Source organism: Pelomonas sp. Root1217, from assembly GCF_001425705.1.
Lineage (GTDB): Bacteria > Pseudomonadota > Gammaproteobacteria > Burkholderiales > Burkholderiaceae_C > Pelomonas.
The window spans coordinates 839,747-858,531 of sequence record NZ_LMDC01000028.1; the positions used below are offsets into that span (position 1 = coordinate 839,747).

Below are 18,785 nucleotides of genomic sequence, written 5' to 3' on the forward strand. Positions count from 1 at the left end.
ATGAGCCGCTTCGTCACCCTCTTCCACGCACCCAACAGCCGCTCCGCCGGCGTGCGCATCCTCATCGAGGAGCTGCAGGCCGAACACGAGCTGCAGGTGCTCGACCTGACCAGGAAGCAGCAGCGCGAGCCTGCCTATCTTGACGTCAATCCGATGGGCAAGGTGCCGGCCCTGCTGCACAAGGATGTCCTCATCACCGAGCAGGCGGCCATCTATCTCTACCTGGCCGAGCTCTATCCCGAAAGCGGCCTGGTGCCACCGGTGGGCGACCCGCTGCGTGGCGCCTTGCTGCGCTGGATGGTGTTCTACGGCTCCTGCTTCGAGCCGGCGATGACGGACCGGGCGCTCAAGCGCGAGGACTGCCAGCCGTCCTGGTCGCCCTACGGCGACTTCGACAGCGTCGTACGCCTCGTGCAGCAACAGCTCGAAGACGGCCGCAACTGGTGGCTCGGCGAGCAAATGACGGTCGCCGACTTCCTGTGGGGCCATGCGCTCGCCGACATGCTGGCGTTCCAGATGATGCCGGCGACGCCGGCCGTGGAGGCTTACGCGGCGCGCCTGCGGTCCCACCCGGCAGCGCAGCGCTCCCTGGCGCTGGATGCCGAGCTGGCGGCTAGGCAGGCTGGCGGCTCTTGAAGAAGGCGTTGATGGTGAGGCGGCCCATGCCGGTCTGGTAGCCGGCCTTGGCAGCGGGCCAGTTGATGTCGCCGGTATGGAAGATGCTGCCGCTGTAGAAGATGGCTCGGTTCCATTTGGCGGGCACCCGGCCGATGACCTCGAAGTAGCGGTTGCTCTCGGTCATGTAGCCCGGCGCGATGCCGTACTTGTCGCTGAAGGCGCTGCCGTTCAGCATGTTGGAGTCACGCATGAACTGGCGCGTCTCGACGTCGGACATCAGCGAACGGAAGAACACGGTGCCACCCAATTGCTCGTCCTTGAACAGGTAGAGCACGGACGCCGAGATCACCTCGCCCGGCTCGATGGCGGAATCGTCCCGGTGGCAGATGCGCTGACGCGGGTCCAGCGTCGCGGCATCCTGCACGACACGCGAGAAACGGCCGAACATGCCCACCCCTGGGCCGGCGCCCAGTCGAGGACGCAGGTGCTGGTCGAAGAAGGCACCGAGCGGGCCGGCGACGCCGTCCGGCAGTGCCAGCTGCGGGCCGGGATAGGGATGGCCCGCAGGCGCCTGGAACTGGCCGGCCTGAGCTTGAGCGAACGCAACGAGGGCGTCGGGGTCTTGCGCGAAGTCGTCGATGACGTAGACCGCCGCGCCGTTGGACAGCTGCACCGTCTCCAGGCGGGCGTTGGGGTTGATGCACAGCTCAGGCCCTGCAGCCGGCTTGGCCATGGCCGCTTCGATCTTGGGCGCCGGGCAGAACTGATCGATGAACTGCTGGTGCTTGGGCAGCTTCATCAGCGTCCGTGCCACGTCCTTGCGGATGTCGCCTAGGAACTCCGCCAGGCTGCGGTCATCCATGTTGCGGGTGATCGGGTGGTGGCTGGCTGGAACGATGCCCTGCCCCATCATGACCTGCACCCACGAGTTCTCGGCGAACAGTTCGCCCTGGCTCAGCATGATGCGTGCGGTGTCGCGGAAATGCTGGATGCGGTGCTTGAGCAGCGGCGGCACGTCCATCTCGCGGCAGTCGCGCCAGAAGGTCGAGTCGGTGCGGTTGTTGACGTGGTAGTGCAGGATGATGAAGTCGCGGACGATCTCGATCGCCTCCTGCGACTGCCGGTTGTATTCGTCGATATCGCTCTGGCGCACGCCATCGGTCGGGAACAGTTCGATCAGACGGGTCAGGCCCTTCTGGATCAGATGAATGCTGGTGGATTCGATCGGCTCCAGGAAGCCGCTGGCCAGGCCGATCGCGACGCAATTCTTCTTCCAGACCTGCTCGCGCTGGCCCGGGGTGAACTTGATGACGCGCGGCTGGCGCAGTACCTCGCCCTCGATGTTGGCGAGCAGCGCCGCCTTGGCTTCGTCGTCGCTGATGTGCTTGCTGCTGAACACGACGCCGTTGCCGACGCGATGCTGCAGCGGGATGCGCCACTGCCAGCCCCAGGGGTGGGCGATGGCGCGGGTGTAGGGCACCGGCTCGCCGACCCGCGTGGTCTGCACGGCCAGCGCGCTGTCGCAAGGCAGCCAGTGCGACCAGCTTTCATAGGGCACGCCCAGCGTCTCGCCGATGAGCAACGCGCGCATGCCGGTGCAGTCGATGAAGAAGTCGCCTTCGATGAGCGCCCCGCCGTCGAGCTGCAGGCCGGTGATGTCGCCGCTGGCGGCATCGGTATGGACCTTGGCGATCTTGCCTTCGATGCGCTGCACGCCGAGGTTCTCGGAGAAGCGGCGCAGGTACTGGCCGTACAGCGTGGCGTCGAAGTGGTAGGCGTAGCTGATGCCGTTGTCGGGCAGCAGCGCAAAGCGCTTGTCCAGGCCCGCGCGCAGCTCCAGGCAGTAGTCGCCGTAGTCGCTCGCCAGGCCGCGCTTGCGGCCCTCCAGCCAGAAATGGTGGAAGCCGGCGGTCCAATGGCCCTTGCCGGTCTTGCCGAAGGAGTGGAAGTAGTTCTGGCCGACGTCGCGCCAGTTCTCGAAGCTGATGCCGAGCTTGAAGGTGGCCTGCGTGGCCTGGATGAACTCGCGCTCGTCCAGGTCCAGGATCTGGTGCATCAGGTGCAGCGTGGGGATCGTGGCCTCGCCGACGCCGACGGTGCCGATCTCCTCGGACTCGACGAGGCGGATGTCGTAGTGCTTGCCCAGGCACTTGGACAGGCCGGCGGCCACCATCCAGCCGGCGGTGCCACCGCCGGCAATGACGACGCGCCGAATGGGTTTGGGTACAGAGGTCATGGCTGGGATGAGCCTTATCGTTTGAGTCGATTCAACAGCATGCCGCGCAGCTGGCGGGCGCTGTCGTCGGTCATCGGCGCGAGGATGCCGCGCGCGTCGGATGGGATGTGAGCAGCCGTCTGTTCATCGGCATCGAAGACGTAGTGGTCGAACAGCACGCGCCAGGCATCGCGCTGGGCCGGCGGCAGGTCGCGCAGCGACAGCAGCGCCATCAGCAGCGTGTTCAGCGGCGTGTCCATGAAAGCGGGCGACTGGCGCCACCAGAAGTTGACGAGGCCGCTGATGGGTTCCAGCGACTCGACGCCGTGCCACCACTGGCTGGGGATGAAGAGTGCGTCGCCCGGCAGCAGCTCGAAGACCTGCACATGCTTGAGCGCCTCGGCGTAGCGCGGAAAGCGTTCGAGGTCGGGCCGCGCATGGTCCACGAGGCTGATGGGCTGGCCGGCGGGCGTCAGGTCCAGCGGGCCGATGTAGAGGTTGGCGACCTGATCTGGCGGAAACAGCGTGAAGCGGCGCCGACCGGCGACGGCGCAGGCGATGTTGTCGGGCAGGTCGAAATGCACGGCCACCTGCATGCGGTTGCCCAGCCAGATGCTCGCATGCGGGTTGAAGGGCGCCAGGGCAGGCAGGTCGTTGGGCGGGCGCAGGCCGGGGAAGCAGTGGTCGATGCCGGTAGAGCCAAGGTAGAGGGCGTCCGGCGTGCCGGCCAGCAGCTCGTCCAGCAGCGCGCCGAAGGTGTGGGTCTCGTGCCGGAAGTTGAAGCCGGTGAAGTCGGCGTTGTAGAAGAAGCGCCCGACGATCTCCGGTGCGCCGCGCCACAGGCTCAGGCGCGCGTCGGCACCGAAGCCGCGCAGGTAGTCGCAGAAGGCCGCGTCGGAACGCTGTGCCGCCTGCACCAGCGGCCAGTGCCGCACCAGGCCGCGCAACAGCACCGGCTCGGTGGACTGCAGCACATCGGCGGGGATGAACCCGGGGGCCGCGGCGCTCACGGGCCTCAGACCTCGCGGGCCAGGTGGCGCTTGATCAGCGCCGTGAAGTTGGAGAGCGAGGCGATGGCCATGTAGATGGGCTGCAGATAGTCGGCCTGGTGCAGCAGGCCCACGGTGCCCGAGTCCAGCGCGGCCAGGCGCTCCTCGTGGAGGATGTAGAAGCCCACCAGCTGGCCGCGCGAGCCGTCCGGGCGCTCGACGTCGAGCACGAAGGACTCCAGCAGCTCGTGCTGCATCAGCGTCTGCACGAAATCGGTCGTCGACTGCAGACCCTCGTGCAGCGTGTGCAGCACGGCGTTGGCGTTCTCGATGAAGTCGGTCGTGCCGCCGTGCGGCAGGAAGACGGCCTCGCCCTCCGCGCCGTGGCTGATGCGCTTGCTGTCCATGTCGACCATCATGCGGAGCTCGTCATCGGCGACGCCGATGGAGAACGGCAGGCGCTGCACGGACAGCGGCAGGTAGTCGGCCTCCCAGCCCTGCTCGTTCAGGAACAGGTTCTCGCCCTCCTGCAGGCCGAACAGCGCCGCCGGCACGAAGCCGCCCTTGCCATCGGGCTGGAAGACGATGGGGTAATGCGCCTGGAGCTTGCGGAACTCGTCCACCGTGACAGGCGCCGACATGATGTCGTCCCCCCACTTCGCGCCGCGCTGGGTGATGACGCGCAGATCCTTGTGCTGGATGTTGTTGAGCAGTTGCGGCATGGGTGGGCTCTGGAAATCAAGCGGCCGGCGGCATGCCGTGCTCGCGGATGTGTTGGATGAGATCGCGGTGGCGGGGCAGGCCGCCCAGCAACCGCCGGGTGATTGTCGCCACGTCTTTCATGCAGGCCTGGGCGGCGGCCAGCCTGTCCGCACGCAACGCGCGCGCCTCGGGCTCGAACTGCATGCCGTAAAGGACGTATTGGTAGCTCGCGGCGGGGAAGACCTCCTCGACGCGGTAGAAATCGTTGCGCGACGGCGCGCGGTGGCGCCACAGCTGCAGCAGTTCGCGCAGCGAATCCGGCTGCGTGGCAGGTGCGCGGTGCTCGCGCCAGTAGTCGGCGTCATCGCGGCGGCTCAGCACATAGTGCAGCTTAAGGAAGTCGATGATGCGCGACCAGCGGTAGGCGAAGGCCTCGTTGAAGCGCTTGGCCACCAGCGCCATGTCGGCGCGGCCAGCGGGCATCTCGTCGCGGATGAAGGCAGCCGACAGCTCGACCAGCGCCAGCGCCGACGCCTCCAGCGGCTCGATGAAGCCGGCTGACAAGCCCACGGCGACGCAGTTGCGGTGCCAGAACTGCTCGCGATAGCCGGGGCTGAAGCCCAGCCGTCGCGGCGCCATGTCGCCCAGCGACAGACCTTTGCGTTGCAGATGGCCCAGCAACGCGCGCTCGGCTGCCGCATCGTCGGTGTGGCTGCTGGAATAGACGAGGCCGACGCCACGCCGAGTCGGCAGGGCAATGTCCCAGGTCCAGCCTTCGGCATGCGCGGTGGAGACGGTGGCGGAGGCCAGCGGCACCTGCGCATCGGCATGTGGTACCTGCACGGCCAGCGCCCTGTCGTTGAAGAGCACGCCCTTCTCGGAGCGCAGGCCAACGCCGTAATGCTGGCCCAGCAACAGGCTGGCCAGGCCCGAGCAGTCGATGAAGAGGTCGCCCTCGATGTCGCCGTGCCCGCGGGTCGTCAGCGCGGCGATGTCGCCGTTCTCGTGCGAGCGCACCGTCGTGAAGTGATCGACGACGTGGCGCACGCCCAGCTTCGTCGTCGCGTGCCGCTGCAGCAGGTGCCCAAGCTTGACGGCATCGAAGTGGTAGCCGTAATTCATGACGCCACCGAAGTCCGGCGTCGTCGTCTGCTTGGGCGCCAGGTGGGCGTCGCACACCGGCGGCTGCCCACCCACGCTTTCTGCGAACGGCTGCTCGCGTCCACCCTGCAGCCAGGCGCCGGCAAGTTCGACGTCGCCCCAGCCATGCGGCAGCGTGAAGGGGTGGTAGTAGCGGTCGCCGTCGCCGCCATGCAGCCAGCCGTCGAAGCGTGAGCCCTGCTTGAAGGCGGCATCGCACTCGCGGATGAGATCGACCTCGCTGAGGCCGATGCGGTGCAGCGTGGCGCGCATCGTCGGCCAGGTGCCTTCGCCCACGCCGATGGAGGGCACGTCGGGGGATTCGATGAGCGTGATCTGCAGCGCGTCGGGGCCGTCACCGCCCAGTTCCGCCGCCAGGGTCGCCGCCGTCAACCAACCGGCCGAGCCTCCCCCCAGCACCACGATACGTCGAACGGCTGTCGTCACCTCGGAACTCATTCCGCAAAGTATGGCCGTGCGGGTGCCGGGCACGCCGCAAAGGCCGAGGAATTCTGAAAGGAAATTTGGCCGAGGTGGGCGTTGCGCGCCCGCCTCGGCCAATTTGGGTCGCCCGGCGAACGGCCCCGAGGGGCGTTTACCGGGCGGCGGTGCTCATCGCTCAGAAGCGATAGCGAGCACCGACCAGGTAACGGCGGCCCGTCTGGATGGCGGAGATGATCTCGTTCTTGCTGCGGCCATGGGTGCGGATGTAGCCATCGTTCAAGTTCAGCAAGTCGGCCTGCAGGGTCAGGTTCTTGCCAATCTTGTAGCCGATGGACGCGTCCACCTGACCATAGGCCTCGGTGTACCGCGGGTTGTTGCCGTTGTCGTTACCCAAGAGGAACGAATCGCGCCAGTTGTAGGCGGCACGAATCGACCACTGGTCGTTTTCGTAGAAGCCCACCACGTTGGCGGAATCGCTGACACCCACCAGAGGGGACTGCACATCGGTGCTTGACGCGTCGTTGCGGTACTTCAGGCCACTGCGGACCAGCGTGTAGTTGCCCGAGACGCCGAAGCCACTGGTGCTGAACATGTGCTGGAAGTTGAACTCCAGGCCCTTGATGTTGTCGCCACCGGCATTGGACGGCGTCGTGATGTCGAAGATCAGCGGCTGGGCGCCGGGGACCGTGCCCGCAATGTTGCCCTTCAGGAAGGTCGGGTCGCTGGCATCGGTGACCGTGACGCCCGGCTGGCCGTTGTAGTGCTGGAAGATGTAGTTGCGCAGCAGCTTGGGACTGTCAGCAGGAATACCCGACGCCCGGGCAGCGTCGAAATACGTGCCACTGGCAGGCTGGTTCAGGCCGGCGAACGTTTGCTGAACCGTTTTCGTGGTGAAGAAGTCGGACACCTTCTTGTAGAAGGCGCCGGCTGCCACATACGATGACTTGGCGTAGTAGTACTCGGCAGACAGGTCCAAGTTCTTGGACTTCAGCGGCTTCAGTGCCGGGTCACCGGTCGAACCGGCGCCGTGGATGTTGTAGCGGCCAGAGTTCGCGTTCAGAGCGACACCGCCCAGCATGTCGCCGAAGTTCGGGCGACCGATGTTGACACCGTAGCTCGCGCGCACCTTGATATCGGACGTCAGGTCGGCATCCCAGTCGATGCTGGGCAGCCAATAGCTGTACTTGCCGTCCTTGGTACCGAAGGTCGTGGTTGCGCCATCGAGCCTCACCTCGTTTTCCGCATACCAGGTGGTGGCGTTGTAGGAGGTGACTTGTGACGAGGACGTGATCTTCGTCTGCTCATAGCGCAGACCGACCGACAGGTTCATCGGGATCACGGTGTCGAAGGAGTGGTCCCACTGACCGTAGGCCGCGGTCGACTTCTCGGTGGTGCGCCAATCGTTGCCGTTGGTGAAGTCCGTATACGGCTTGAAGTAGGCATCTGCCTCTGCCGCGCTGAGCGGATTGCCCGCCGGGAGCGACGTCGGACGATACGACTGCGCGTTCTTGACGGCCTGCGCACGCAGTTGGTCGAAGTTCGGCACGAAGAACGTCGGGAACTGGCGTGAGTCGCCGCTGCCAGGAATCCGGCCGTAGAAGCTGGCGATGTTGTACTGGGCGACGGTCATGTCCTTGAACGAGCCTTGCGGGCCGATGCCACCCCAGTCGCCGTGGAAGTTGTTCGAGCCGGCGGAACGATTCTTCAGCTTGGTGAAACCGAGGCCAGCGAGCAGCTTGTCGTCGGCGCTGAGCTTGTAGGTGCCGCTGGCCTGGACCTGGTCGACGTCCTGATAGGAAATGTTGTTGGTGAACTGCGATCCCGTGACGGTGGTCTTGCTGGAGTCGTACTTCAAGCCGGGCGACTGCATGACCGGGAACTTCTGGTCGTAGTACATCGTCGTGTTGCCCTGGTTGAACATTGCCAGGTCAATGACGTTGGTGTCGCCGTAGGGGCTGTCCGGATTGGTCCGGGACGTCGAATGGTGAGCGTCGAGATCGATGTTCAGCTTCTCGCTGACCTTCCATGCCGCGTTGAAACCGGTGGAGTTCAGCTTGGTCTTGACTGCCTGCTGGGCAACGTACATCGCGTAGTCGTGCGTGCCGTCCCAGGTGGCCGTCTGGATGATCGGGTCGTAGACCTTGCCTGTCGCGGTGAACGTCGTGGGCGGCTGGCCATTCAACGGGCCCGAGTACGAGGGGCCGAACCAGGAGGAGTTCTCAATGGCGTTCTGCTTGGTCGCGTTGATGGCAATCGTGTGGTCCAGCGTGAACTTCACTTCCTTCGTCGGGGCGAACTGCAGGACGGCCTGACCGTTCCAGCGCTCGCGCTCCAGATCGGTCACGCGGTAACGCACGTCATTCGTGTGCGTGACGTAACCGCTGGTCGGGAAATTGACCAGGTTGCTGGCCGGAACGCCGTCATACGCCGTGTCTTTGGTACCGTTGGTAATGGGCTGTGTTTGCCAGCCGTTGCCGGTGAACGCGTTGTTGGAGCCCGAGTTGCGCTTCGAATAGTTGCCGCTGATCGAGATGCCGAGCGTGCGGTCCCCGAAGGACGTGCTGTAGATGCCGGAGATTTCTGGCGTGACCTTCGAGCCCGCAATCTCGCCCGGCAAGCGGCCGATCGACTCGTCATAGTTGGCCTTGATGCCGATGCTGGCGATGGTTTCGCGCACATCCAGCGGGCGGGCCGTCTTGACGTTGATGGTGGCGCCGATACCGCCCGTCGGCGACGAGGCACGAGCGGTCTTGTACACCTCCAGCGCTGAAACTGCGTCGGAGGACAGGTTGGCAAAGTCGAAGGCGCGGCCGGCACCATTGGAGGTCGGCATCTGCCGGCCGTTCAGCAGCACCATGTTGAACTGCGGGCCGACGCCGCGAACGGTGACTTGCGAGCCTTCACCGCTCATGTTCCGGTCGATGGACACGCCAGCGATGCGCTGCATCGACTCGGCCAGGTTGGTGTCCGGGAACTTGCCGATGTCTTCGGCCACGATGCCATCGACCAAGCCGCGTGAATCGCGCTTCAGGGTGACAGCGCTGTCAAGGGACCGGCGAATACCCGTGATGACCACGGTCTCCAGGGAGTTGGTAGCAGCCGACGCTGCAGATGCAGGTGCCGCAGCGCCAGCCTGCTGCGCATGCACGGCCGCGGCACCCGTAAGCAACGCGATCGACGAGGCCCACGCAACGGGCTTGAGCCGGATGGCCCGCACGGGACCACGCCGAACTTTGGAAATCTGACGGTATTTCATTTGTCTCCTTACTTGCTTTAAGCGGCTCTAGCGCCGATGGATGACGACTCTATGGCCCACTGATGCCCAGCGCTTGGTAGCGTTACCAGCACTCCTCAAAAAAGAGAGTGCCCGTTGCAGGCGCCTGCGTACTGTACGTTTTGGCCTCCCCATGACTCCTGGGGTTTACGCGAGTTGATCTTGCCGTGTGCGCAATCAACAACACCTGCGAAAGCAGCTCTTTCCGGGGTGGCCGGACAGCGAATCGTGCGCTTGCGCGCAACCATAGGGATGAGCTTTGGTAGCGATCTCAGCATCCTTGCTGAGAGCACATCGATCTGCGGGTCAATTCAAATAGACAACGCTGTCAACGATAGCCCAATGTGGCGGAGGATTCAATTGCAGGAGCAGTCTGGTTTTCCCGGAATGGGGACAGAAAGCCCATGATGGGTCACTCGGGCACCAGAGGAGTGCCTCTGGTTTCAGCGCAGGTACGGCGCCGTGATGAGTTGCCCAAAAGCAACGCTGCGGAAAATGCGGGCTCAGGCCAGGTCCAGCCGGTAGCCCACGCCATACACCGAAGCGATGCATTCCTGGGCCGGCTCCAGCGCCGCCAGCTTGCGGCGGATGTTCTTGATGTGGCTGTCGACAACCCGGTCCGACACATCCCGGAAGTCCTCGTGGATGAGGTCCAGCAGCTGCGACCGCTCGAAAACGCGCCCCGGCTGCTGCAGCAACTGGCGCAACAGGCGGAACTCCACCGGCGTCAGCGACAGCACCTGCTCTCGCCAGACAATGCGCTGGCCCGCCTCATCCACTGCAAAGCCGCCGCCTGCCGGCACCAGTGTGGCCGGCGCCAGCCGTCCCTGGGCGCGGCGCAGCAGGGCCTTCACGCGGGCAACGAGTTCGCGCGGGCTGAAGGGCTTGCAGACGTAGTCGTCCGCGCCCAGTTCCAGGCCAAGCAGCCGGTCCAGTTCCTCGACACGGGCGCTGTTGATGAGGATGGGCACGTCGCTGAACATGCGCACGGCGCGGCAGACCTCCAGGCCGTCCAGCCCGGGCAGCATGACGTCCAGCAGCACCGCCGCCGGTTGGTTGGACGTGTTGTGCCCGCTCTTCAGCCTCTCCAACGCTTGGCGGCCATCGGCCAGCCATTCGCTGCGGTAGCCTGCGGCCTGCAGATAGTCGCGCACCAGGGCCGCCAGCTTGGGCTCGTCCTCGACGATCAGGATGAGATCGCTCATAGGCTATTTACCGCGGGTTTGAGCGGCAAGGTCAGCACCATGGCCAGGCCGCCCAGGGCCGAGGCCTCGGCGTGCAGGCCGCCGCCATGGGCCAGCGCGATGGCGCGAGCAATGGCCAGACCCAGGCCAGAGCCGCCAAAGGCTCGACTGCGCGAGGGGTCGACGCGGTAGAGCGGGTCGAACAGACGGTCCAGCTCGGCCTCCGCCACGCCGGGCGGTGTGTCTTCGATGCGCACCTCGATGGCAGTGCCCAGCGAGCGCGCGGACACCTGCAACAGGCCGGGCGCCTCGGTGTAGCGCAGGCTGTTCTCAAGCAGATTGGCCAGCAGTTGAGAGATTCGCACTGCATCCCAGTACGCGGCCGGCAGCACCTGCGGCAGGGTGGCCTCGATGACCAAGCCCCGCGCCCTGGCACGCGGCGCGATGCGCTCAAGGGCCGCCTGCAGCAGCGCAACCGGCGCCACGGGCTCGAACTCGCAAGGCAGGGACCGCAGCTCGGAGGTGGCCAGCAGATGGAAGTCTTCAACCAGGCGGGAAAGGCGCTTGATCTCTTCCTGCAGCGAGGTAAGCGCCGTGCTGTCCAGCGGCCGTATGCCGTCCACCAGCGCCTCGACCTCGCCACGCAGCACGGCCAGCGGCGTGCGCAACTCGTGGGACAGCTCGGCGATCCAGCGCTGGCGGCTGCTCTCCAGTCGCTGCAGCGCCTCGGCCATGCCGTTGATGTCCGCGTGCAGGCCTGTGATCTCGCTGGCGCCGCCGCCATCGCGGGGCGCGGGCAGGCGCACGTCGAACTCGCCCGCCGCGATCCGCCGTGCCGCAACCTGGGCCTCGGCCAATGGCCGCGCCCAGCGCACGGCGAGCAGCCGTGCCAGCACCAGCGCGATGGCAAGGACGCCGCCGGCCACTGCGGCCAGCCCGATGTACTGGCGTTGCAGGAAACTGGCGTCCACCCCTTCGGCCGGCCCTGCACGTTCCGCCAGGCGCAGCACGGCCAGCGTCTGACCATCGAGCTTGATGGCGCGGGTCTGGCCGGGGCGGCCCAGCGTCTCGCGGCGGCCTGCCAGCAGGGTGATGCCATCGGCAGCCAGCACAACGACACGTGGGCCGAAATTGGAAGGATCGCGGCGCGGCGGTGGTGGGTCGCGGCGCGGGTCAGGCGGCGGGCGACGGCCCTCGGGCTCGCCGCGCTCCGGTGGCGGCGGATCATCGGGCCGGCCGCCCGGCGGTGGCCCCTCGGCGGGGCCGCCACGCGCCGCCGACACGCGCACGGCGTCCAGCCAGTCACGCAACGCCGGACGCCAGTCCTGCGGCGCCCCGCCGCGCCGGGCCAGGTCGCGCTCGGCGGCTTCCATCAGTCGCGTCAGGTGCTCGCCGTCCTGAGCCTGCAGATAGTCGCTGAAGCCGACTCGCAGATTCCACACCACGAGACCGGCCACGGCGGCGACAGCGGCCAACGCGATGGTGATGAGAAGCAGAGACAACTGGTGGACGAGACGCATGCGCGCATCTTGCCGGGCAACTGTGGAGCCGGCCTCCACAGTTTCTCCATGCTGGGCCCACGCTCGGCCGGGAAGCTCGCGGCGTGCAAACAAAGGAGACTGCCATGCTCCCCCGCCAAATCCTGCTTCCGGCCATGCTGCTGTGCCTGCTCGTCGGCTGCGGCGGCGGCACAGCTGCGACGGCAGTTGCCGACGACGCCAGCGCCGATGCCGCCGCCCAGCGCCCGCCCCGCACGCCCTTGCCAGCGCCGTTTCCTGCGCCGACGCTCGCCCAGGTCGGCGACCGGTTGTTCGAGGACATCAGCCTCTCGGCCAGTGGCAAACTGGCTTGCGCCAGCTGCCACGTCGAGGCGCGCGGCCATGCGGACGCGTCCGGCAGCTTCCTTCCGCTGGGTGGCATTGACGGCACCCACCAGGGCCTGCGCAGCTCGCCCAGCGCCCGCTATCTCGACCAGGCTGCCACTTTTGGGTTTGATGCCCAAGGCCGGCCGCGCGGCGGGTTGTTCTGGGATGGCCGTGCAGGCAACCGCAGCGAGCAGGCGCGCGGGCCGCTGTTCAATGCCGACGAGATGGCCAATGCTGACGTCGCCGCGCTGGCGACCCGGTTGCGCGCCCTGCCCTATGCAGCCGATCTGCGCGCCGCAGCCGACCTGCCGGCCGCCGCGACCGATGCGCAGCTCGTGGACGCTGCCGTCATCGCACTCGCCCGCTACCAGGCCGACGACGCCAAGTTCCACCCGTTCACCAGCAAGTTCGACGCGGTGCAGGACGGCCGCGCCACCTTCACCGCCCAGGAGCAGCGCGGCCTCAATCTGTTCAACGACCCACAGCGCGGCAACTGCGCCAGGGCCCGCACCCAATCAAGCAGGCCTGAACCGCGCCCTCTTCACCAACTTCAGCTATCACGCCCTGGGCGTGCCGCGCAACCAAAGCAAAGCGACGGCCGATCCTGCCTTCTTCGACCTCGGCCTGTGCGGCCCGCAGCGCAGCGACCTCGCCGGCCGAGACGATCTCTGCGGCATGTTCCGCACCCCGACGCTGCGCAACGTCGCCTTGACGGCGCCGTACTTCCACAACGCCCGCTTCGCCACGCTCGAAGACGTCGTCGCCTTCTACGCCACGCGCGATCTCGACCCGGCGCGCTGGTACCCGACCGTCAACGGCCAGGTCCAGGCCTACAACGACCTGCCCGCCCTCTACCGCGGCAATGTCCACCAAGGTGCACCCTTCCGGCGCGCCGGCCAGCCGCCGGCCTTGACCGTCCAGGACGTGAGCGACGTCGTTGCCTTCCTGCGCACGCTCAGCGACGGCTTCACGACAGCGCCGGCAGCGCAGTGAAGGGGTTCGTTCCGCAGAAGAAACTGCTAGAGTCGAGCAGAAGTAACTCTGTTACTTCTCCTATAGCAATTCCTTCTCGGACGACCCGCCATGCGCTCACGAGCCGCTCCTGCCCGCCAAGACTTCGACAAGAAGGCCGACAAGAACGAACCCCTGGTGGCCGACATCCGGCTGCTCGGCCGCATCCTCGGCGACGTCATCCGTGAGCAGGAAGGCCGCGAGGCCTACGAGCTGGTCGAGCGCATCCGCCAGCTGTCGGTGGCCTACCGCCACAAGCACGACAAGGAAGCCGGCAAGCGCTTCGACAAGCTGCTCAAGAGCCTGTCCGGCGAGCAGGCCGTCAGCGTCATCCGCGCCTTCAGCTATTTCTCGCACCTGGCCAACATCGCCGAGGACCGCCATCACATCCGCCGCCGCGACGTGCACGAGCGCGCTGGCAGCTTGCAGCCTGGTTCGCTGGTCTATTGCCTGGAGCACCTGCACGAGGCCGGTATCCGCCCGAACGAGATCGCCGAGGTGCTCAAGCGCGGCTTCATCTCGCCGGTGCTGACGGCGCATCCGACCGAGGTGCAGCGCAAGAGCATCCTGGACGCCGAGCGCGCCGTGGCCGGCCTGCTGGAGGCACGTGACCGCGCGGGCACCGAGCGTGAGCTGCGCGACACCGAGGGCCTGCTGCGCGCCCGCATCACCCAGCTCTGGCAGACCCGCATGCTGCGCTACTCCAAGCTGACGGTGGCCGACGAGATCGAGAACGCGCTGTCCTACTACCAGTCCACCTTCCTGCGCCAGATTCCCAAGCTCTATGCCGAGCTGGAGGAGCACCTGCCCGGCGAGCAACTGCCCAGCTTCCTGCGCATGGGCAACTGGATCGGCGGCGACCGCGACGGCAACCCCAACGTCGGCGCCGTGACGCTCAAGCGCGCCATGCAGCGCCAGAGTGAGGTGGCGCTGCGCCACTACCTGACCGAGCTGCACGAGTTGGGCGCGGAGCTATCCATCTCGCTACACCTGACAGGCGTTTCTGCCGACATGCAGAAGCTCGCCGAGCGCAGCCCCGACCAGAACGTTCATCGCATGGATGAGCCTTACCGCCGTGCGCTGACGGGCATGTATGCCCGCCTGGCCGCCACCCTGCATGCGCTGACCGGCACCGAGGCGTTGCGCCATGCCGTCGCGCCGCAAGACCCCTATCGCACACCCGATGAGCTGCTGGCCGACCTGCGCATCATCGAGGCCTCGCTGAAGAGCCACCATGCCGAAGCGCTGATCGCACCGCGGTTGAGCCCGCTGGTCCGCGCCGTGCAGGTGTTCGGGTTCCACCTCGCCACGCTGGACCTGCGCCAGAGCAGCGACCAGCACGAGCTGGTGCTGGCCGAGCTGCTGGCCGTGGCCCGCATCGAGAGTGACTACTCGGCGCTGGATGAAGCCGCCAAGCGCGAGCTGCTGCTGAAGCTGCTCAACGACGCCCGTCCGCTGCGCGTCATCGGCGCCAGCTACACCGACAAAGCGCTGTTCGAACTTGCTACCTTCGAGGCCGCCCGCGAGGCCCTGGCCCGCTTCGGCCGTGAGGCGCTGCGCCACTACATCATTTCGCACACCGAGTCGGTGAGCGACCTGCTGGAAGTGGCCCTGCTGCTGAAGGAAACGGGCCTGCTGCGCGGCGTGCTGGCCGAGTACGCCGTCAGCGACCTCATCATCGTGCCGCTGTTCGAAACCATCGGCGACCTGCGCATCGCGCCGGACATCATGCGCGAGTTCTACGCCCTGCCCGGCGTGCGCGGCCTGGTGGACCGGTCGGGCGGCGAGCAGGACATCATGCTGGGCTACTCGGACAGCAACAAGGACGGCGGCATGTTCACATCGTCCTGGGAGCTCTATCGAGCCGAGATCGCGCTGGTCGAGCTGTTCGACGAATTGAAGCGCGTCGGCCCCATCACGCTACGCCTCTTCCACGGGCGTGGCGGCACCGTCGGCCGCGGCGGCGGCCCGAGCTATCAGGCCATCCTGGCCCAGCCCCCCGGCACCGTGAACGGCCAGATCCGCCTGACCGAACAGGGCGAAGTCATCGCCTCCAAGTACGCCCACCCGGAGATCGGCCGGCGCAACCTGGAAACGCTGGTGGCCGCCACGCTGGAGGCCACGCTGCTGCATCCGACGCAAAGTGCACCCAAGGGCTTTTTGCAGGCTGCACAGGCGCTGTCGGACGCAAGCTTCGACGCCTACCGCGGTCTCGTCTACGACACGCCCGGCTTTGCCGACTACTTCTTCGCCAGCACGCCCATCCGCGAGATCGCCGAGCTGAACATCGGCTCACGCCCGGCCTCGCGCAAGGCCACGCGCGCCATCGAAGACCTGCGCGCCATCCCCTGGGGCTTCTCCTGGGGCCAGGCCCGCGTCGCCCTGCCCGGCTGGTGCGGCTTCGGCTCCGGCGTCGAGGCCTTCCTTGGCGAAGAGCCTGCACAGCGCGCCAAGAACCTGGCCCTGCTCAAGCGCATGCTCAAGGGCTGGCCCTTCTTCCGCGCGCTGCTGTCCAACCTCGACATGGTGCTGGCCAAGACCGACCTGGCCCTGGCCGAGCGCTACGTCGAACTCGTCGAGGACAAGAAGCTCGGCAAGCGCATCTTTGCAGCCATCCGCGCCGAGTTCGAGCGCACGCAAGAGGCGCTGAGCCTCATCACCGGCGACGACAAGCGCCTGGCGGCCAACCCGTCGCTGGCCCGCTCCATCGAGCACCGCTTTCCCTACATCGATCCGCTCAACCACCTGCAGGTCGAGCTGATGCGTCGCTACCGCCGCACCCAGGCGGACGATCCGGCCATGGAGCGCGTGCAGCGCGGCATCCACCTGTCCATCAACGGCATCGCCGCGGGGCTGCGCAATACCGGTTAAAGCGCACGCCCTGACCCCTTCGACCGGGTTCCCCCGGACACCCAGGCCCCGTCGATCCCACGAACAATGGCGGCATGGGGTTCAAGTGGCGTTTCGAGTACAGCCTGCTGCTGCTGTTGCTGCTCAGCGTGGCGGCGGTCCGGTTCTCTGATGCGCTATTGCAGCAGGTGCGGGTCATCACGCCGGACGGTGCCATCCGCGTGGAACCGATGTCCGACCGCCGCAACGGCGGCAACACCGAGGTCAGTCGCGGCCCGGGTCAGGGTTTCGAACTGCGCTGCACCCTGCATGATCGCTTTCGCTATCCCTACTGCGGCGTGGCGGTGCGCTTTGACCCGCAACTGGTCAAGGGGCTGGACCTCAGCGAGGTCCGCCGCATCCGGCTGTGGCTGGACTATGCCGGCCCCGCCAGCACGCTGAAGATCCAGCTGCGCAATGCCAGCCCCGCCTACGGCCTTCCGCAGCAGGAGGAAGACGCCGCCAAGTACAACCACATCGAGATCAACACCGCCTCCATCCAGGGCGGCATGGTCGAGGTAGACCTGCGCAACTTCGTTGTCGCCAACTGGTGGATGCAGCAGTTCCATATCGCGCCGCAGTTGGGCCGCCCGGAGTTCGACAACGTCGTCACGCTCGAAGTCGTCACTGGCACCGAGGCGCCGCTGGGAGACTACCGCTTCGTGCTCAAGAAGATCGAGTACGACGTGCAGTACCTGTCCACCGAGCACTGGTACCTCCTCATCATGAGCATCTGGCTGGGGCTGGCGCTGCTCTACCTGCTGATGCGTCTGGTCCATCTGCAGACCCGCAGCCAGCAACTCGTGCAGATGGCGACGACCGACGCGCTGACCGGCGCCTACAACCGCAAAGGGCTGGAGGACGTTTTGCAGCAGGCTGTGGCCGACTGGCGCGAGCACCGCCATCCTCTGTGCCTGGTGCTCCTCGACATCGACCATTTCAAGGCCGTCAACGACACCCGCGGCCATCAGGCCGGCGACCGGGTGCTGGCGGGCCTCGCAGAGCTGGTGCGCAGCCACGTGCGCGGCCAGGACCTGCTCGGACGCTGGGGCGGCGAGGAGTTCCTGCTGGTCTGCCGGGACACCGGCCTCATGCAGGCTGTGGCCATCGCCGAGAAGCTGCGCGCCCTGGTGGCAGAGCACGACTTCGGCGACGGCCTGCGCGTCACTGCCAGTTTCGGCGTGGCGGCCATGAACAGCGAGCGCCCGCTGGACCAGCTCTTTGCCGCCGCGGACACGGCCCTTTACCGCGCCAAGGCGGCGGGCCGCAACCGCGTCACCTCGGACGCTTAGCGTTGGTAGGCGGCCAGCGTGTCGCCCACGACGCGCACGGTGTCGCCCACGCGGAAGGACGGCGGGTCGGCATAGACGACCGTGCGCTGCAGGCCGTCGTTCATGCGCACCACCACTTCGTACTGCGTGCGCTCGCTGTTGCGCTTCTGGATCTCACGGCCCAGCAGCGCGCCACCCACCGCACCGGCCACGCCAGCGGCCGTGCGGCCGTCGCCCTTGCCGAACTGGCTGCCCACCACCGCGCCCAGCACGCCGCCGGCCACCGTGCCCAGCACGCGGCCTTCGCCGTCGACCTGCACGGCATTCACGGCCTGCACGGTTGCGCAGTCATAGCACGAGGCCTCGGCGCGGCGCGGCGGCAGGTTCACACTGGCATACGCATTGGGCACGCTGCTGCGCACGCTGCGATCGCCCAGGCGCAACTGCGCCGTCAAAGGTCGCTCGGTATCCACCCAGGCGCCGCGCGGCAGCACATAGGTGCCGGCATATTCGCCGGGGCGGATCTCCTCGAGGATGATGTTGCGGGTCTCGCTGCCCTGCAGCAGCACGGAGGCCTGGCCACCAGGGGTGCCACGCAAGGTATAGCGCAGCGCATCGGCGCGGCCACGACCGCGTTCGCGCACAACGTCCATGGACTGGATCTCCGGCCGCAGCGCCGTCTCGCCCGGCACCGGCCAGCCCACCTGCAGCGCTTCGCCCAGCAGCGCTGTCGTGACCCGGTTGTCACGGCGCAGATTGGCATGCACCCGCGAATCCGGCCCGATGCGGTCCGAGCGGCCGATGATGTAGCTGCCCTGATAGCGGCCCGCGCTGGTCTCGTCCAGGCGCACCGTGCGGCGGCTGCCGTCGATCTGCAGCAGCACCGTCGCCCCCGGTGTGCCCCAGACCGTGAAGTTCAGCTCGGCGCCCGGCTCGAGGCGGTCGACCTGCTCAACGTCGAACCCCGTCACGCGCATCGCCACCTGGCTGCTGCGCTGCGCCTGGGCTGGCTCGGCCAGGAAGGGAGTGCCGGCCACCAGCGCGCAGGCCAGGGCCGTTGCAGAGAAATGCTTGGCGTGCTTCATTGCGCGCTCCTGTTGATTGGGAGCCCCAGCCTAGGCGCCACCGCAGTGCAGCAAACATCGGCCTGCGGCCTGCTCACGGGTAGGCCCATACCTACATG

Annotated in this window: 12 protein-coding genes and 1 pseudogene; 5 read left to right on the plus strand and 8 right to left on the minus strand. The window is 66.9% G+C overall.

The window, feature by feature from the left end:
• Nucleotides 1-636: a glutathione S-transferase family protein gene (locus tag ASC95_RS23880; RefSeq protein WP_057300154.1), complete on the plus strand. Its 636-nt coding sequence runs from the start codon at nt 1-3 to the stop codon at nt 634-636.
• Here the strand turns inward: ASC95_RS23880 and ASC95_RS23885 are convergent.
• The 7 genes from ASC95_RS23885 to ASC95_RS32600 form a co-directional block, all read right to left on the minus strand.
• Entirely contained in the window at nt 614-2,854 is a 2,241-nt protein-coding gene (locus tag ASC95_RS23885; protein ID WP_082568046.1) for a DUF6445 family protein, read from the minus strand. The two genes, ASC95_RS23880 and ASC95_RS23885, sit on opposite strands and share 23 nt — an antisense overlap.
• 14 nt (nt 2,855-2,868) lie before the next feature.
• Complete coding sequence (locus tag ASC95_RS23890; protein WP_235538030.1) at nt 2,869-3,843, minus strand: cupin-like domain-containing protein; 975 nt, start codon at nt 3,841-3,843, stop codon at nt 2,869-2,871.
• Nucleotides 3,844-3,848: 5 nt separating this feature from the next.
• Nucleotides 3,849-4,544, minus strand: coding sequence for a SapC family protein (locus ASC95_RS23895; RefSeq protein WP_057300156.1), 696 nt, complete (start codon nt 4,542-4,544; stop codon nt 3,849-3,851).
• A gap of 16 nt (nt 4,545-4,560) precedes the next feature.
• The gene (locus tag ASC95_RS23900; protein ID WP_057300157.1) at nt 4,561-6,123 is read right to left on the minus strand and encodes a tryptophan halogenase family protein; all 1,563 of its coding nucleotides are present in this window, start codon (nt 6,121-6,123) and stop codon (nt 4,561-4,563) included.
• Nucleotides 6,124-6,283: 160 nt separating this feature from the next.
• Entirely contained in the window at nt 6,284-9,364 is a 3,081-nt protein-coding gene (locus ASC95_RS23905; protein WP_082568047.1) for a TonB-dependent receptor, read from the minus strand.
• Between the two features lie 521 nt (nt 9,365-9,885).
• Entirely contained in the window at nt 9,886-10,587 is a 702-nt protein-coding gene (locus ASC95_RS23910; protein ID WP_057300159.1) for a response regulator, read from the minus strand.
• On the minus strand, nt 10,584-12,086 hold the full coding sequence (locus ASC95_RS32600) for an ATP-binding protein (RefSeq protein WP_082568048.1): 1,503 nt from the start codon (nt 12,084-12,086) through the stop codon (nt 10,584-10,586). Before ASC95_RS32600 ends, ASC95_RS23910 begins: the two co-directional genes overlap by 4 nt.
• Before the next feature lie 134 nt (nt 12,087-12,220).
• Here ASC95_RS32600 and ASC95_RS32605 point away from each other — a divergent pair.
• From ASC95_RS32605 to ASC95_RS23935, 4 genes and pseudogenes are all read left to right on the plus strand, one after another.
• Nucleotides 12,221-12,802: pseudogene (locus tag ASC95_RS32605) on the plus strand (cytochrome c peroxidase); the annotation flags it as partial.
• A 199-nt stretch (nt 12,803-13,001) separates the two neighbouring features.
• Nucleotides 13,002-13,424: a hypothetical protein gene (locus ASC95_RS32090; RefSeq protein WP_057300162.1), complete on the plus strand. Its 423-nt coding sequence runs from the start codon at nt 13,002-13,004 to the stop codon at nt 13,422-13,424.
• Nucleotides 13,425-13,514: 90 nt separating this feature from the next.
• Nucleotides 13,515-16,313 (plus strand): phosphoenolpyruvate carboxylase, encoded by a 2,799-nt coding sequence (gene ppc, locus ASC95_RS23930; RefSeq protein ID WP_057300163.1) that lies wholly within the window; start codon nt 13,515-13,517, stop codon nt 16,311-16,313.
• A gap of 74 nt (nt 16,314-16,387) precedes the next feature.
• On the plus strand, nt 16,388-17,623 hold the full coding sequence (locus ASC95_RS23935; RefSeq protein ID WP_057300164.1) for a GGDEF domain-containing protein: 1,236 nt from the start codon (nt 16,388-16,390) through the stop codon (nt 17,621-17,623).
• Here ASC95_RS23935 and ASC95_RS23940 read toward each other — a convergent pair.
• Nucleotides 17,620-18,687, minus strand: a complete 1,068-nt coding sequence (locus ASC95_RS23940) for a glycine zipper 2TM domain-containing protein (RefSeq protein ID WP_057300165.1) — start codon at nt 18,685-18,687, stop codon at nt 17,620-17,622. The genes ASC95_RS23935 and ASC95_RS23940 overlap by 4 nt on opposite strands.
• Nucleotides 18,688-18,785 lie beyond the last annotated feature (98 nt).

Bases quoted from the DNA above. Each gene is read 5' to 3' on its own strand.
- ASC95_RS23880 (WP_057300154.1), top strand. From the start codon at position 1: ATGAGCCGCTTCGTCACCCTCTTCCACGCACCCAACAGCCGCTCCGCC.
- ASC95_RS32600 (WP_082568048.1), bottom strand. From the start codon at position 12,086: ATGCGTCTCGTCCACCAGTTGTCTCTGCTTCTCATCACCATCGCGTTG.
- ASC95_RS23885 (WP_082568046.1), bottom strand. From the start codon at position 2,854: ATGACCTCTGTACCCAAACCCATTCGGCGCGTCGTCATTGCCGGCGGT.
- ASC95_RS23940 (WP_057300165.1), bottom strand. From the start codon at position 18,687: ATGAAGCACGCCAAGCATTTCTCTGCAACGGCCCTGGCCTGCGCGCTG.
- ASC95_RS23895 (WP_057300156.1), bottom strand. From the start codon at position 4,544: ATGCCGCAACTGCTCAACAACATCCAGCACAAGGATCTGCGCGTCATC.
- ASC95_RS23905 (WP_082568047.1), bottom strand. From the start codon at position 9,364: ATGAAATACCGTCAGATTTCCAAAGTTCGGCGTGGTCCCGTGCGGGCC.
- ASC95_RS23900 (WP_057300157.1), bottom strand. From the start codon at position 6,123: ATGAGTTCCGAGGTGACGACAGCCGTTCGACGTATCGTGGTGCTGGGG.
- ASC95_RS23935 (WP_057300164.1), top strand. From the start codon at position 16,388: ATGGGGTTCAAGTGGCGTTTCGAGTACAGCCTGCTGCTGCTGTTGCTG.
- ASC95_RS23910 (WP_057300159.1), bottom strand. From the start codon at position 10,587: ATGAGCGATCTCATCCTGATCGTCGAGGACGAGCCCAAGCTGGCGGCC.
- ppc (WP_057300163.1), top strand. From the start codon at position 13,515: ATGCGCTCACGAGCCGCTCCTGCCCGCCAAGACTTCGACAAGAAGGCC.